At 64.7% G+C, this 14636-nt stretch carries 14 protein-coding genes; 6 read left to right on the top strand and 8 right to left on the bottom strand.

Annotation, left to right across the window (positions count from 1 at the left end; all coding sequences use genetic code 11):
* Window positions 1-262: 262 nt before the first annotated feature.
* The 5 genes from PCE31106_RS06205 to badH all read right to left on the bottom strand — a co-directional run bounded on the left by PCE31106_RS06205 (window position 263) and on the right by badH (window position 5993).
* Window positions 263-1432 carry an acyl-CoA dehydrogenase family protein gene (locus PCE31106_RS06205; RefSeq protein ID WP_017233901.1) on the bottom strand — a complete coding sequence of 390 codons (1170 nt, stop codon included), beginning with the start codon at window positions 1430-1432 and terminating at the stop codon, window positions 263-265.
* A 42-nt stretch (window positions 1433-1474) separates the two neighbouring features.
* Window positions 1475-3118 (bottom strand): cyclohexanecarboxylate-CoA ligase, encoded by a 1644-nt coding sequence (gene aliA, locus PCE31106_RS06200; RefSeq protein ID WP_150562714.1) that lies wholly within the window; start codon window positions 3116-3118, stop codon window positions 1475-1477.
* Window positions 3119-3165: 47 nt separating this feature from the next.
* A complete protein-coding gene (aliB, locus tag PCE31106_RS06195) occupies window positions 3166-4338 on the bottom strand; it encodes a cyclohexanecarboxyl-CoA dehydrogenase (RefSeq protein ID WP_017233903.1) in 1173 nt (390 codons plus the stop codon).
* Window positions 4335-5117 (bottom strand): 2-ketocyclohexanecarboxyl-CoA hydrolase, encoded by a 783-nt coding sequence (badI, locus tag PCE31106_RS06190; RefSeq protein WP_130026724.1) that lies wholly within the window; start codon window positions 5115-5117, stop codon window positions 4335-4337. The genes aliB and badI overlap by 4 nt, the downstream gene beginning before the upstream one ends.
* Before the next feature lie 108 nt (window positions 5118-5225).
* Window positions 5226-5993 carry a 2-hydroxycyclohexanecarboxyl-CoA dehydrogenase gene (gene badH / locus PCE31106_RS06185; RefSeq protein ID WP_017233905.1) on the bottom strand — a complete coding sequence of 256 codons (768 nt, stop codon included), beginning with the start codon at window positions 5991-5993 and terminating at the stop codon, window positions 5226-5228.
* A 180-nt stretch (window positions 5994-6173) separates the two neighbouring features.
* Here badH and PCE31106_RS06180 point away from each other — a divergent pair, with 180 nt between their 5' ends.
* The 6 genes from PCE31106_RS06180 to PCE31106_RS06155 all read left to right on the top strand — a co-directional run bounded on the left by PCE31106_RS06180 (window position 6174) and on the right by PCE31106_RS06155 (window position 12053).
* A complete protein-coding gene (locus tag PCE31106_RS06180; RefSeq protein WP_017233906.1) occupies window positions 6174-6689 on the top strand; it encodes a MarR family winged helix-turn-helix transcriptional regulator in 516 nt (171 codons plus the stop codon).
* Window positions 6690-6869: 180 nt separating this feature from the next.
* Window positions 6870-7343 carry a MarR family winged helix-turn-helix transcriptional regulator gene (locus PCE31106_RS06175; protein WP_130026726.1) on the top strand — a complete coding sequence of 158 codons (474 nt, stop codon included), beginning with the start codon at window positions 6870-6872 and terminating at the stop codon, window positions 7341-7343.
* Window positions 7344-7346: 3 nt separating this feature from the next.
* A complete protein-coding gene (locus tag PCE31106_RS06170; RefSeq protein WP_150562713.1) occupies window positions 7347-9356 on the top strand; it encodes an FUSC family protein in 2010 nt (669 codons plus the stop codon).
* Window positions 9353-9562, top strand: coding sequence for a DUF1656 domain-containing protein (locus PCE31106_RS06165; protein WP_017233909.1), 210 nt, complete (start codon window positions 9353-9355; stop codon window positions 9560-9562). Before PCE31106_RS06170 ends, PCE31106_RS06165 begins: the two co-directional genes overlap by 4 nt.
* Window positions 9559-10524, top strand: a complete 966-nt coding sequence (locus PCE31106_RS06160) for an efflux RND transporter periplasmic adaptor subunit (RefSeq protein WP_150562712.1) — start codon at window positions 9559-9561, stop codon at window positions 10522-10524. The genes PCE31106_RS06165 and PCE31106_RS06160 overlap by 4 nt, the downstream gene beginning before the upstream one ends.
* A 17-nt stretch (window positions 10525-10541) precedes the next feature.
* Entirely contained in the window at window positions 10542-12053 is a 1512-nt protein-coding gene (locus tag PCE31106_RS06155) for an efflux transporter outer membrane subunit (RefSeq protein WP_017233911.1), read from the top strand.
* Window positions 12054-12265: 212 nt separating this feature from the next.
* Here PCE31106_RS06155 and PCE31106_RS06150 read toward each other — a convergent pair whose 3' ends face one another.
* From PCE31106_RS06150 to PCE31106_RS06140, 3 genes are all read right to left on the bottom strand, one after another.
* Complete coding sequence (locus PCE31106_RS06150; protein WP_150562711.1) at window positions 12266-12526, bottom strand: DUF4148 domain-containing protein; 261 nt, start codon at window positions 12524-12526, stop codon at window positions 12266-12268.
* Between the two features lie 269 nt (window positions 12527-12795).
* Window positions 12796-13563: a LuxR family transcriptional regulator gene (locus PCE31106_RS24150; RefSeq protein ID WP_150562710.1), complete on the bottom strand. Its 768-nt coding sequence runs from the start codon at window positions 13561-13563 to the stop codon at window positions 12796-12798.
* Window positions 13564-13722: 159 nt separating this feature from the next.
* Window positions 13723-14616, bottom strand: coding sequence for a LysR family transcriptional regulator (locus tag PCE31106_RS06140; RefSeq protein ID WP_150562709.1), 894 nt, complete (start codon window positions 14614-14616; stop codon window positions 13723-13725).
* Window positions 14617-14636: the final 20 nt, after the last annotated feature.

Genomic DNA, 14636 nt, shown 5'->3' with positions numbered 1-14636 from the left:
ACGCCGTACCGGAATTCATGGCCGGCGACGTCTTTGCCGCTGGCACACACACTAATGCAACAAGCATGCCAAGTGACGCAGAAAGTTCGACAAAGCGTTGCTGGTCAACGCAGAACAGGTGGTTTGTCTATGGGAAATGCCCGAAAATCGAGTGGAATCTGTTGCACCGCAGCAGTGCAAGGCGGTGCGGCCCTGACATCACGCGCACCAGCATGATGCGCCGCGTGTACGAGTCGGCGCACCGCCAGCGGTGCGCGCGACCTCAATCGTCCTGCATCAGGGCGCGCCCAATGATCAGTTGTTGAATTTGCGTGGTGCCTTCATAGAGACGGAGCAGTCGCACGTCGCGATAGAAGCGCTCGACCTTGTATTCGTTGATGTAGCCCGCGCCGCCGTGCACCTGCACGCCACGATCGGCCACGCGCCCAACCATCTCGGTGCAGAACAGCTTGGCGCACGAGGCCCGCGTGCTGACGTCGGCGTCGCGTTTGCCTTCGGGCTTCGCGTCGTAACGCAGGGCACAGTCCTGCACCATCGACCATCCGGCGTACAGTTCCGCCTGACTGTCGGCGAGCATCGCCTGCACGAGCTGGAAGTCGCCGATGCGCTGCCCGAATTGCTTGCGTTCGCGTGCATAGGCCACGGACTCGTCGAGAATTCGCTGCGCCATGCCGCACGCCAGCGCCGCCACGTGCAAGCGCCCACGGTCGAGGACCTTCATCGCCGTCTTGAAGCCCTTGCCCGCCTCGCCGCCGATGATGTTCGCCGCCGGCACGCGCGCGCCTTGCAGCACGACGTCGCACGTCTTCGTTCCGCGCTGCCCCATCTTCTTGTCGGGCTTGCCCAGCGACAGGCCCGGCGTGTCGGCCGGCACGATGAACGCCGAGATCCCGCCCGCGCCCTCGCCGCCCGTGCGCGCCATCAGCGTGAACGCCCCGGCGCGCGGTGCGTTGGTAATGAAGCGCTTCACGCCATCGAGCACATAGGTGTCGCCGTCGAGTACGGCCCGTGTCTTGAGCGCGGCCGGGTCCGATCCCGCGTCCGGCTCCGTGAGCGCGAACGACATGATCAGGTCCCCACTCGCCACGCGCGGCAGCAGGTCGCGCTTTTGCGCTTCGGTACCGTCCATCAGGATGCCCTGTGAGCCGATGCCCACGTTGGTGCCGAACACCGAGCGAAATGCCAGCGACGTCTGCCCGAACTCATAGGCCACGCGCACTTCCTGCGTCATCGACAAGCCGATGCCGCCGAATGCCTCGGGAATCGACAGGCCGAACAGGCCCATCTCCTTCATCTCATTGACGAGCGTGGCCGGCACGTCGTCGTGCTCTTCCACGTCGTTCTCGGCCGGCACCAGCCGCTCGCGAATGAAACGTTGCACTGCGGCGAGCAACAGCTCGAACGATTCGCTATCCAGTCCCTTCGATGTCATCGACCTTTCATCCTTGAAGTACGCCGCGCCGCGTGCGGGCTTTCACTCGCCCGTCTGCAGCATCTCGCGCAATTTGAATTTCTGTATCTTACCCGTGGGGGTGGTCGGCAGCGCCTCGCGCACTTCGAGCCGTTCCGGCCAATACTGCCGGGCGACCTTGTGCGACGCCAGAAAGGCGGTGAGCGCGGGCAGATCGATCGACTGCCCGGGGCGCGGCACCACCACCGCACACGCGCGTTCGCCGAGCCGCTCGTCCGGATAGGCCACGATGGCCACTGTCGCGACCGCCGGATGGCGGTACAGCAGCGCCTCGATTTCGACGACGGGGATATTCTCGCCTCCCCGAATGATCACGTCCTTGCTGCGACCGGCGATGCGCACGTAGCCTGTGGCGTCGAGCCACGCCATATCGCCCGTGTCGAACCACCCGGCGGTGTCGGTGCCGTTCCATTGCGCGCGCTTGAGATAGCCGCCGAAATTCGAACACGAGCGCACGAGCAAACGGCCGGTTTCGCCTGTGGGCAGGTCATGATCGTCCACGTCGACCACGCGTAGCTCGACACCCGGCAGCGGACAACCGTCCGTCGTGGAGGCGCGCGTGTCGTCGTCTTCCAGGCGTGTTAGCGTCACGGCGCCGTTCTCGGTCATGCCCCACGCCGACACGATTTTCGCGCCGAGTACCTTGCGCGCCTGCTCGACCACCGGGCCGGGAATGGGTGCCCCCGCGCACAGGAACGCGCGCAAGCTCGGCACAGTCTCGCCGCCAGCCGCCACCGTCTTGGTCAGATCGGTGAGAAACGGGGTGGACGCCATCGTGAATGTCACCCCGTGCGCCTGGATCAGACGCACGGCATTCGACGGGTCCCACACGTCGAGCATGACCGCACTCGCGCCGAGCATGATGGGCATCATCAGGCCGTACATGAAGCCGGTCTGGTGCGCGAGCGGCGAGCCCATCAGAATCACGTCGTCGCGACCGAGGCGCATGCGCTGCGCGTAAGCGTCGATGTTCGAGAACGTGGTGTTCGCACTGTGCATCACACCCTTCGGCTCGCCCGTGGTGCCGGACGTGTACATCAATTGCATGACGTCGTCCGGACGCGCGCGGGACGCCTGCATCTGCGCGCGCTCCGCGTCGGTCGCCGCAGGTTCGCCTGCCATGAGCACGGCGTCGAAACTCTCCTCTGCGGCAGCCTCCCCGACGACGATCACATGCCGGAGCGCGTCAAGCTCGTGCTGCAACGCGCGCGCCATCGCCGCGTGATCAAAGCCGCGAAACTGCTGCGGCACGATGAACACTTTCGCCTCGCCATGGCGCAGCATGAAGGACAGCTCGCGCTCGCGGAAGATGTGCATGAGGGGATTGAGCACCGCGCCGATACGGGCGCAGGCCAGGTAGGTCACCGCGAACGGCCAGCCGTTGGGCAGTTGGCACGCGACCACGTCGCCGCGTCCGACGCCACGTCGCAACAGGCCCAGCGCGAGACGCTCCGCCGCATCGGCGAGCGCGGCGTAGGTCAGTTGCGTGGTCTGCCCGGTGGCCGTCGAGACCGCCGTGAGTGCCACCTTGTCGGGCCATGCCGCGAGCGCCGCGTCGAGCGCGTCGTTGATTGTGCGCTCGGGCCACCAGCCGCGCGCCACACTGTGCTCACGTCGAGGGGGAAGCAATACCGCATCGAACTCCATCGCATCGTCTCCTATGCTGTCGCGGATGTCATCCAGCCGCCGGCCGGTCAAACCGGCACTGCCTGCCGGCCGGCGCGCGTGCGCGCGATGATCGTCTTCATGATCTGCGCGGTGCCGTCACCGATCTGGAAACCGAGCACGTCGCGCAATCGCTGCTCCATCACGCCCCGGTCGTAACCGCCATGGCCGAACATCAGCAGGCATTGATGGATGACGTCGTAAGCGAGCTTCGGCCCCCACCATTTGCACATGGCCGCCTCGGCGCTGTGCGGCAGGCCGCGGTCCTTGAGCCACAGCGTTTGAAGACAGAGCAGACGCGCCGCTTCGACCTGCGTGTCGAAATCCGCCAGCGGATGCGAGACGCCCTGAAACGCCGACAGCGGTTTGCCGAACGCTTCGCGCTGGGCCACGTATTCCCAAGTCTCGTCGAGTGAGGCGCGGGCGACGGCCAGCACCTGCAAGCCGATGAGCGCGCGCGAGAAGTCGAAGCCCTGCATCACTTGCACGAAGCCCTCGCCCGGCGCGCCCAGTACGTGGTCGACCGGGATCTTCACGTTCTCGAAGAACAGCGAGCCGCGGCCGATGGCACGCTGCCCATGGCAATCGAAGCGTTGCCGAGTGATACCCGGCAAGTCGAGCGGCACGAGGAACGCCGAGATGCCACGTGCCCCCGACGCCACGTCGCCTGTGCGCGCGAACACAACGGCGGCGTCGGCCTGATCGGCGGCGGAGATAGAGGTCTTTTCTCCGTTGAGCACGTAATGTGTCCCGTCGAATTCGGCCCGCATGCGCAAGTTGGCGGCGTCCGACCCGCCGCGCGGCTCGGTGAGTGCGATCGCGAGCAACGTCTCGCCGCGCGTGAGCTTGCGCAGCCAAGGCAAAACGACTTCAGGCTGCCCATGCGCCGCGAGAATCTGGCCATTGAGCGAGGCCAGCAGATTGACATACGACAGGCTCAGGTCCGCGCGCGCAATTGCTTCGTGTATCACGCCCGCCGCGAGACGCCCCATGCCCTGCCCACCGAAGGCTTCCGGCAGCTCCGGCGCGATCAGGCCAAGTTCCCCCATCTCGCGCATGAGCGTGCGATCGAGCACGCGTGTTTTGTCACGCTCGAGAAAGCCGGGGGCGACTCGCGCCTGGGCGAATCGCCGCGTGTGCTCGGCCAGCGCAACGAGATCGTCGTCGAGATACGGATTCTGCATCGCGTTCGCCTCGCTCATTTGGCGTATTTACGGAACTCGGGCTTGCGCTTCTCCTGGAATGCACGCACGCCCTCGCGCGACTCCTCCGTCTCGTAGTAGAGCTTGAGCGCGTACATCCCCATGCCCGCGATGCCCGCCTGTTGCGCCGTGTCCATGTTGAACGAGCGCTTCGCAATGGCAATCGCCGTCGGGCTGCGCTCCAGAATCTCGTCGCACCATTTCTGAACTTCCGCGTCGAGTTGATCGTGCGGCACGACCGTGTTCACGAGACCCATCGCCAGCGCTTCCGCCGCTGGATAGCGACGGCACAGATACCAGATCTCACGCGCCTTCTTCTCGCCGACGACGCGCGCGAGAAATGCGGTACCGAAGCCCGGATCGACCGAGCCGACCTTCGGGCCGACCTGCCCGAACACGGCCTTCTCGGACGCAATCGTGAAGTCGCACAAGGTGCAGATCACGTTGCCGCCGCCGATGGCATAGCCTTGCACGCGGGCAATGACGGGTTTGGGCACGTCGCGAATGGCGTTGTGCAGTTCCTCCATCGGCAGCCCGATGGTGCCGCGTCCGTCGTACTGCCCCTCGTGCGCCGACTGATCGCCCCCGGTGCAGAATGCTTTCTCACCTGCGCCGGCAAGCACAATGCTGGCAATCTCGCGGTCGTAGCCGGCCTTGTTGATGGCATGAATCAGTTCGTCGCAGGTACGCCCGCGAAAGGCGTTCATCTTGTCCGGACGGTTGATCGTGATCCACGCCGCGCCGTTGCGCACTTCATACAGGATGTCTTCGTATTGCATGGTGTCGCTCCTTGCCGCTGCGCGTCGCTCGCTGTCGTGGGGTATCGCTGAAAGCCGCGACGCGCGCCAATGGTGATATCGATAAGAGAGATCGGGAAATAGTCGGGATCAACCGCACATGGTCAGGCCGCCCGATACGCTCAGCACCTGACCGGTGACGAACGAGGCGTCGTCGCTCGCGAAGAAGGCAATCGCCCCCGGCAGGTCGTCCGGCTGGCCGATGCGGCCGAGCGGAATGGACTTGGTGAACGCTTCCACCAGCTTTTCCGGATTGCCCGCGCCTTCCTTGTAATCGGCAAAGAGCGCCGTATCGGTCGGCCCCGGGCACACCACGTTGACGGTGATGCCGTGGCGCGCGTGCTCGCGGGCAAGCGTCTTTGAGAACGCGACGAGCCCACCTTTGCACGCGGCGTACACCGCTTCGCCCGACGACCCGACGCGCGCCGCGTCCGACGCGATGTTTACGATGCGTCCGCTGCGCCGTGCCACCATCTCGGGCAACACCGCGTGGTGCATATGCAGCGCCCCCACAAGGTTGATCGCGATGAGCGACTCCCATTGCGCCGGGGTCGTCTTGGTGAAGGGCTTGAAAATGTCCCAACCGGCGTTGTTGACCAGGACATCCACCGGCCCCAACGCCGCCGATGCCGCAGCGACGGCGGCATCGACCTGATCACGCACGGTGATGTCGCATGCGAATGCCTGGGCACGTCCGCCCGCTGCCACAATGTCGCCCGCCCGGCGCTCGGCCGCCGCAAGATCGCGGTCGAATACCGCCACCGCCGCGCCCTCACTGGCGAAACGGCGACACGTCGCCCCGCCTATCCCGCCCCCACCGCCCGTCACGATGACCGTCTTGCCCTCGAATCGCCGCATGTCTCGCCTCCAGAGTCACAGGTGGGCGCGGTATCCTTGTTGACCTTGGAGATCCCGGCCCATCGATAAAATTACGTCAATATGTTGACGTATACTAGACGCGACCTCGACGATGCGCAAGCACGCGAAAGCGGAGAAATTGATATGGAAAACCCTAGCAATAATACGAAAATAACGCGCATGGAGCTGGCGAACCGGCTGTTCTTCCGCCTCTATCAATGCGCCAACATGTTGCATAAAACAGGTACACGAGCAGTGGAAAGTCTGGGCCTGACGACGCAGCAATGGGCCGTCCTCGGTGCCCTCTCGCGCCCGGAGGTGCCCGACGGCATGAGTGTGGGCGATCTCGCGCGTTATCTGATGGTGAGTCGCCAGAATCTGTCGGGCCTGATCGGCCGTATGGAGCGCGACGGCCATATCGCGAGCGCACCGGACGGCCGTGACCGGAGATCGCGCCGCATCACCATGACCGAGCATGGGCATGCGGTCTGGCACCGCGAGGCGGTCCCGCGTATTCATGACTATTACGCGCAGGCGCTCGATGAATTCTCGACGGGAGACATGACGCACACGCTGCACTATCTGCTCAAATTGCTCGACAACATGAAGCGGATCGACGAGGCGGCAGGCGGCCCGCCCGATGGAGAAAGCGAGGGAGAACGCGCAGACGACGGGCACGCTCGCCAGGGCGCCTGAAATCGCTTCACCAAAAATAAAACAGGCGAACGGCGCCGAAATCGTCCGCCGAAGCGCCGTCAAGGCGCGCGACGATCTCCCGAAAACCCAATACAGGCTTGGGTTTCCCGCGACATCGCTATCACACGCAATACCCTATTAACTAGCATGCTAATTATTAGTTAACATATAATCTTTCTCATGACCTCCCTGGAATCGCTCCGCTTTGTCTTTACGAGCCATCTGCTGCTGGCCGGCAAACAATGGCGCCAGCTATCGCAAGGCGCGATCGCCGAATACGGTATTTCGGCGGCGAGCGCCGGCCCGTTGCTGTTCATCCGCCGGCTGGGTCAGGGCGTGCGTCAGGTCGAGCTTGCCGAATATGTCGGGCTCGAAGGCGCGTCGCTGGTACGGCTGCTCGATCAGTTGTGCGGGGCCGGTCTCGTGCTGCGCGAAGTCGACGCAAGCGACCGCCGCGCCAATGCGCTGCGACTGACCGCGGCGGGCGAAGCGCTTGCCGAAAAGCTCGAAATCGAACTCAGCGAGTTGCGCGCGAAGGTGTTCGCCGACATTCCGCGCGAGGATTTCGAAGCGGTGTTGCGCGTGTTCGAAGTGCTCTCTCGCGCAGCGGGCCCCGATGGGTCCATCCTCGCACTGGCTCCCCCCAAGAAGTAAACCGTGCTCACCTGGCCTTCCTCCCGCGACTGGATTTTCTCGATCAAGGCGTTCCTCGCCTCGATGCTGGCGCTTTACATCGCGCTCGCGCTCGGCCTGCCGCGTCCGTACTGGGCGATGGCCACCGTCTATATCGTGTCGCACCCGCTCACGGGCGCCACGCGCTCCAAGGCACTGTATCGCGTGTTCGGCACGCTGCTCGGCGCCGCGGCGTCCGTCGTCTTCGTGCCGGCGCTCGTCAACACGCCCGAGCTGCTGATGGCGGCCGTCGGGCTGTGGACCGGCACGCTGCTCTATATTTCGCTGCTGCATCGCTCGCCGCGCAGCTATGTGTTCCTGCTCGCCTCGTACACGCTGCCGCTGATCGCCCTGCCGGCCGTCAACACGCCTGGCGTCATCTTCGATATCGCCGTCGCGCGCTCCGAAGAGATCATCCTCGGCATCGTCTGTGCAAGCGTGGTCGGCGCCGTGGTCCTGCCCACGAGCGTGGCCAAGGTCCTGCACGACCGCTCGGCGCGCTGGCTGACCGACGCCGCGCGCTGGACGACCGACATGCTCTCGGCAGACCCCGACGGCAAGGCAACGCGCCACATGAGCCGGCACCGCATGGCGGCCGACATTCTGGCCCTCGACCAGTTGATCAGCCAGCTCTCGTACGACGCCGACACGTCCGAACGCGTGCGCGATGCGCAGGAATTGCGCGGGCGCATGACGATGATGATGCCCGTGCTCTCGACGGTCGCGTCGCTCGTGCAGGCGTTGCGCGAGCATCCGAGCGGCGCGCCCGGGGCGCTCGAAGCCAAGATGGCCGACGTGGTCGCCTGGCTGCGTCGCGGTGCGCCAATGCCCGCCCCGGCGCATTTACTGAGTCCGGCGCCATCGGCCGGCGAGGCGTCGGACTGGTATGGTGCCCTGGTCGCAGCCACCGAAGACCGTCTGCGCTCGCTTGTACAGCTCTGGCAGGATTGCGCGTCGCTGCAGCGCCGCTTCGGTCAGCGCGAGCATCACGAGGGCGAGGGTGACTGGACGCCCGCCTTCCAGCATTGGGAGCTGGGCGGCGCGCGCCACTACGACCATGGTCTGCTGCTGTTCTCGACGGTGTCGGCGGCACTGTGCACGTTCCTCATGGGCATGGCGTGGATCTACACCGGCTGGAACGATGGCGCCGCCGGCGTCTCGCTCGGTGCCGTGGCCTGCTGCTTCTTCGCCGCGATGGACGAGCCCGCGCCGTTCATCCGCTCGTTTTTCTGGGCGACAGCCGTGTGCGTGGTGTTCGCCGCTGTGTACGTGTTCTTCATCCTGACGAATGCGCACGACTTCGGGCTGCTCGTCGCGCTGTTCGCCATTCCGTATCTGTTGCTGGGCACGCTGATTCCACAACCGCGCTTCACGATGGTGGCCATGCTCGTCGCGGTGAATACGGCGAGCTTCGTGGGCATTCAGGGCGGATACAGCGCCGACTTCCAGGCGTTCTTCAACGGCAATCTCGCCGGACTGGCCGGCGTGCTGTTCGCCTTGCTCTGGACACTGCAGACGCGCCCGTTCGGTACGCGCGTTGCCATGCGGCGACTGATCCATTCGAGCTGGCGTGACATCGCGCGCAACGCGCTCGGGCGCTCCGTTGCCCAACATAACCGTCTGCGCACGCGTCTGCTCGATCGGTTGGGCCAGCTCGTGCCGCGCCTGGCGGCGAGCGAGAGCGAAACGTCGAGCGATGGTTTTACCGAAGTGCGCGTCGAACTCTCGGCGCTGGCGTTGCAGCGAGAGTTGCCGCATCTCAGTGCATCGCAGCGCGACGCCGTTGAGGCCGTGCTCACCGATGTGGCGCGCTTTTATCAGGCGCGGCTCGACGAATCGGTCAGCATCCCCGACGCCACGCTGCAAGACAAACTGCTGGGTGCCGTGCGCTCGATGGTGGCGCATACCGACCAGGCGTCGCGCAGCGCGCGCGCGTCGCTCATGGACATCCACGTCGCGCTGTTCCCCACCACACGCCCCGGGAGTGCTCAATGAGCGGAGAGATCGATATCTACGGCGTGTTCGTACCGACGCTGCTCGTGCTGATGGTCGTGGCTTTCGTCCTGACCGGCGCGCTGCGCTTCGTACTCGCGCGCCTGGGCTTTTACAAGCTCGTCTGGCACCGTTCCCTGTTTAACCTTGCTGTGTACATCATCGCGCTGGGCGGCATTGTCGCCATCGCGCACGCCTGCCAACCATGAAACTGAAATTTCGCTCCATCGGCCCCGTCGCGCTGACGCTCGCGGTATCTTGCATCGCGGTGTTCGTTCTGCTGCATCTGTGGGACTACTACACCGTCGCCCCCTGGACACGCGACGGCCGCATTCGCGCCGACATCGTGCAGGTCGCCCCCGACGTCTCCGGCCTCATCACCGATGTCGAGGTCAAGGACAATCAGCCGGTGCACCGTGGCGATCTGCTGTTCGTGATCGACCCCGAGCGCTACACGCTGGCAGTGCAGCAGGCCGAGGCCAACGTCGCGGCGCGGCGCGCCACGCTCGCACAGGCGCGCCGCGAAAATGCACGCAACCATCAATTGACGGAAGTGGTCGCCAAGGAAGTCGTCGAAGCCGGCCAGACCAAGGTCGAATCGGGCGAGGCGGCGCTCGCCCAGGCGGAAACCGCCGTGCGATTGGCGAAACTCAACCTCGCGCGCACCCGGGTGCTCGCGCCCGCCGACGGCTACCTGAACGATCGCCTGCCACGGGTTGGCGACTACGTCAGCACCGGCCGCCCGGTGCTCTCGATGGTCGATGCCAACTCGCTGCACGTGGAAGGCTATTTCGAAGAAACGAAGATGCGCGGCATCCACATCGGCGACAAGGTCGAGGTGCGTCTGATGGGCGAGCGCCAGGTGCTGCACGGTCATGTCCAGAGCATCGTCGCCGGCATCGAGGATCGCGATCGCACGAGCGGTGCGTCGATGCTGCCCAACATCAACCCGACCTTCAACTGGGTGCGTCTCGCCCAACGCATTCCGGTGCGCATTGCGCTCGACGATGTGCCCAAGGACATGCGCCTGGTCGCCGGGCGCACCGCGACCGTGACGGTCGTGGAAGGTCAGCAGGACACCGCCGGTCAATCGCAACCGTCGACGCCATCTCCTTCGTCGGTCACGTCGGCCACGTCGGCCAAGTCCGCCCAACCGGGAGCCCAGCGGTGAAATCACGCGTATGCCTGATGAGCGCCGTGGCAGTGGCCGCCGCGCTCGTTGCCGGTTGCACGACCGTCGGGCCTGACTATCATCTTCCGGACCACGCGCTCATGCGCTCGCCCGAAGCCAATGGCCCCATCGCGAACGCAGCGCAACGCGGTGTCTCGATCGGCGCCGTGCCCGACGACTGGTGGCAACTCTACGACGACCCCAAGCTCGACGCACTCGTGAAAACGGCGCTGGCCGCCAACACGAACATTCGCGTGGCCGCCGCCAACGTGCAGCGCGCGCTCGCGATGTACCACGAAGTCGAATCGGAGAATCTGCCGCAAGGCGGCGTGCAAGCCGAAGCCGCACGCGCGCAGATCTCCGGCGAGAGCTTCCTGAAGGAAGAAAAATTGCCGGTGGTCAATCTGGCCGCCGCCGCCCTGTCCATCTCGTATCAGATCGACTTCTTCGGCAAACTCGCGCGCGCCGATGAAGCCGCGCTGGCCGCCGCCGAAGCCAGTCAGGCGGCCCTCGACGTCGTGCGTGTGAGCGTGGCCGCCGAAACGGTGCGCGCCTATGTGCAAGGCTGCGCCGCCAACCACGAGTTCGACATTGCCAACGAACAACTGGCGTTGCAGGAAAAGAGCGTCGCGATTACGCGCAAGCTCGTCGACGCCGGGCGCGATCAGCCGACCGATCTGCTGCGAGCGCAAGCGCAGGCCGACACCTTGCGTGCCGCCCTGCCGCGCTTCCAGGCGCAGCATGACGCGGCGACGTACCGACTGGCCGTCATGCTCGGCAAGGTGCCGGGCACGCTCGACGCAAGCGCGGCGCAATGCCGCCGCATTCCTCAACTCGCGCAACCGCTGCCGGTCGGCGACGGCACGGCGCTGCTCAAGCGCCGCCCCGACGTGCGTCAGGCCGAGCGCGAACTCGCCTCCGCCACGGCAAAGATCGGTGTCGCCACGGCAGACCTCTACCCGTCGATTCGCATTGGTGCGTCGATCGGGGCGAGCGGTGTCCTGGAACACTTCGGGCAAGGCCGCACCGAGCAGTGGAGCGTGGGACCGATGATCACGTGGTCGCTGCCGACCAACGGCGTGCGTTCGCACATCAAGGGCATGGAAGCCGGGGCGGATGCCGCGCTCGCGCATTTCGACGGCGTCGTGCTCAAGGCCCTGCAAGAAACACAGACGTCACTCTCGGCATACACGCGTGAGCTGCAGCGCGACGACGCCCTGCGCGATGCCCGCGACAAATCACGCACCGCCGCCGAACAGAACCACAAGCTCTACCAGGCCGGTCGCGCGCCGTATCTGACGAGTCTTGACGCGGAGCGCACGCACGCCAGTGCCGAGGCCGCGCTGGCCGCCTCCGAGACACAAGTCGCGCTGGACCAGGTCAATCTGTTCCTGGCGTTGGGCGGTGGCTGGCAATCGAGTGCCGCGAATGCAAGTCACGAGAAGGCGTCGCCGACGGCATCCCATGAGACGGCCGGCAGCAACAACACGCCGGCAACCTCCACGGCATCTTCAGTATCCACCCGTTGAGATGAGGCAGGTGGCGTCTTCGCGACGCCGTGCCTCCAGAAACACACAAGCCCCGTCGGGAACGAATCCTCGGGCGGGGCTGTGGTAGGACGCGCTGCGGCGTCGGTGGGGTGATTCGCACGGCGCAGGCGGGACTCGGTGGCGAGTCAGGCGGGCCGTCGGCGAATCCAGGCACTGCCATCGATAACCTGTCGACGGTTATCGCTTCACCTTCAGTTGGCGGCCGGGGTCGCCGTTTGATTGCGCGCTTCGATCTGGGCCGTCAGGTTCTGCAATTGGACCGACTGCTCATAGGTGTACGGGAAGTTGAATTCCGTCACCGGCGAGAGACCCAGTTCACGGGCTGCCTGAAGTTCGGCGCGCACATGGGCGCGGGTGACACCGGTCGTTTGCGCCTGCCCTTCGGCGAATACCGAGCCGGCAGCCATCGTCAAGCCAACGAGGGCGACAGCGCTCAACAGGTTCTTTTTCATGGAAAACTCCTTTTATCGTTCATCGGTTACGTATGGACACGAAAACCGCACTCAATCAGTTTTCGCCATAGGTAAATTATAGTTTTCCCTCATTAATGAACCAGCCCTAAAGCGACAACACACTGTTTCACAAACGCGGTGAAATCCTCGCAATCCGATGAAGGAATTACGCGAAAACGAAACAAAAGCGGGGCGGGGATGGCAGGCGAAGCGGCCGCGCGAGCGTTACGTCGAGGACGCTCACGGGAGATGACGGCATCGACGATGCCTCAGGGTGATATCGCCCCGCTGCTGATCGCCGCGGCAATGGCCTGGTGCCGATTGACCGCACCGAGCTTGCGCTTGGCGTTATTGAGGTGAAACGTCACCGTGTGCTCGGAGATGCGCAGAATCAAACCGATCTCCCACGCGGTTTTGCCGCGTGCCGCCCACAGCAGACTTTCGATCTCACGCGGGCTGAGCTTGCCGGTGCTGCGACTCGCCACCCATTGCATGTCGAGCTGCTGAATCGCCTGGTGAAAATACACTGCCGTCAGATAAATCTCTCCGAGCATGCGCGCTTCGTGCTCGGCCGAGGCTTCCGGCGACGCGGCCGTCGCGGCACTGAAGATCGCGCGCTCGCCGGTCGCACCGTAGATCGGAATCGACACCCCGGACCCGAGGCCGTGTGCGCGCGCGTCCGCGAAGATGGGGTGCGGATTCGCCTGTGCGAGGAAGGTTCGCCAGAGAATCGGCAGCGGCGACAAATTCGCGGCAATCAATACGGGATCCACTTCGGCATATCCCACGCTTTGATAGCGCTCGATCCAGGCGGCCGGAAACGTCGTGAAAATGTGCCGGCCAGGCATTCCCTGCGAGGTAATGCGCTGGTCCCCCATCTGGAAGGCAGCCGCCTCCCGTTCGCGACGCGGTGACAGCGGCGCATAGAACAACGCTTCATATCCCAGGGATTGCGTCAGCTTCTGAAACTCGGCGTCAAGTGCATCGACCGAGCCGGCACCGAGCAGCCCTTCATATCGATAAAGGTGATGGTGCATTGCGAATTGCGCGCTTCTCAATGATTTCCGGCAAATTTCCCGTATTCTCGCATGGTAGTCCTATCTTTATGCGGTCACGGTTGGCAATTCTACGTGACCGGGCCGCAAACTGATTTACCGTGAATTACCGATCATTTCCGCGTTGCCATCACATCGCCATCAGGCGGCATCGCCCAACGCCTCAAGTGCCGACGCGACCCTGCGCAATCCCGGTGTCAGCGGTTTGTCGCGGCGCATGACGACCGCAAGCGTTCTCGTCAACCCCGGCGTGAGCGTCGAGACACGCAAGCCCCGCCGGTAGTGCGCCGCGTTGACGGAAAGCCTGGGCACGATGCTGTAACCCAAGCCGGCCGCCACCATTTCCTTGATGGCTTCGACGCTGCCCAGCGCCATGACTGGCCGCACGCGCAATCCCGCTTGGAGAAACCATTCGTCGATCAACAACCGGGTGCTGCTCCCCGGCTCGAACGCGACCATCGGTGCCGCGGCGAGCATCTGCGGCGTGACCTCCGTCGCCCAGTGCGAGTCGCCGGCCGACGCGATGGCGACGAACGCGTCGCGCAATACGGGCGTGATATGCAGGCTGCGCCCGGCAGTGGGCAAGGTGACAAGACCGATATCGAGCCGATTCTCGGTCACGGCGGCGACCACGTCGTCGGTGTTCCCGGTGCTCACGCGGATGTCGAGCATCGGGTGGCGCTTGCGCATCGCTCGCAGTATCGGCGGCAACAAATGAATGCAGGCGGTCGCTCCGGTGCCGATCGCCACTTCACCGACTTCGCCGCTCGCATGGCTGGACAGCGCATGCATGGCGTCTTCGACGACAGCATCGATGCGGCGGGCATGGTCCAGCAGCGTCAGCCCGGCGGACGTCGGCTTGAGCCGCTTGCCCACGCGCTCAACCAGTCGGACGTTCAATCGCTGTTCCAACTGACGAACCTGCAAGCTCACGGCGGGCTGCGACAGATCGAGCCGCGCGGCGGCCGCGGAGAAACTCCCCGCGTCGAGGACTTCGGAAAACGTGTGAAGCTGATCCAGATTCAGGCGGCGCATCTCAAAGTTTTCCTTATGAA

This window comes from Pandoraea cepalis, from assembly GCF_902459665.1.
Classification (GTDB): Bacteria; Pseudomonadota; Gammaproteobacteria; order Burkholderiales; family Burkholderiaceae; genus Pandoraea; species Pandoraea cepalis.
The sequence above is the reverse complement of the archived record's forward strand: the minus strand, read 5'-3'. Positions and strand labels throughout refer to the sequence as shown.

Coding starts and splice junctions, on each gene's coding strand:
- badI (WP_130026724.1), bottom strand. CDS start 5,117: ATGCAATACGAAGACATCCTGTATGAAGTGCGCAACGGCGCGGCGTGG.
- PCE31106_RS06165 (WP_017233909.1), top strand. CDS start 9,353: ATGAGCGGAGAGATCGATATCTACGGCGTGTTCGTACCGACGCTGCTC.
- aliB (WP_017233903.1), bottom strand. CDS start 4,338: ATGAGCGAGGCGAACGCGATGCAGAATCCGTATCTCGACGACGATCTC.
- PCE31106_RS06150 (WP_150562711.1), bottom strand. CDS start 12,526: ATGAAAAAGAACCTGTTGAGCGCTGTCGCCCTCGTTGGCTTGACGATG.
- PCE31106_RS06175 (WP_130026726.1), top strand. CDS start 6,870: ATGACCTCCCTGGAATCGCTCCGCTTTGTCTTTACGAGCCATCTGCTG.
- badH (WP_017233905.1), bottom strand. CDS start 5,993: ATGCGGCGATTCGAGGGCAAGACGGTCATCGTGACGGGCGGTGGGGGC.
- PCE31106_RS06140 (WP_150562709.1), bottom strand. CDS start 14,616: ATGCGCCGCCTGAATCTGGATCAGCTTCACACGTTTTCCGAAGTCCTC.
- PCE31106_RS06160 (WP_150562712.1), top strand. CDS start 9,559: ATGAAACTGAAATTTCGCTCCATCGGCCCCGTCGCGCTGACGCTCGCG.
- PCE31106_RS06155 (WP_017233911.1), top strand. CDS start 10,542: ATGAGCGCCGTGGCAGTGGCCGCCGCGCTCGTTGCCGGTTGCACGACC.
- PCE31106_RS06180 (WP_017233906.1), top strand. CDS start 6,174: ATGGAGCTGGCGAACCGGCTGTTCTTCCGCCTCTATCAATGCGCCAAC.
- PCE31106_RS24150 (WP_150562710.1), bottom strand. CDS start 13,563: ATGCACCATCACCTTTATCGATATGAAGGGCTGCTCGGTGCCGGCTCG.
- PCE31106_RS06205 (WP_017233901.1), bottom strand. CDS start 1,432: ATGACATCGAAGGGACTGGATAGCGAATCGTTCGAGCTGTTGCTCGCC.
- aliA (WP_150562714.1), bottom strand. CDS start 3,118: ATGGAGTTCGATGCGGTATTGCTTCCCCCTCGACGTGAGCACAGTGTG.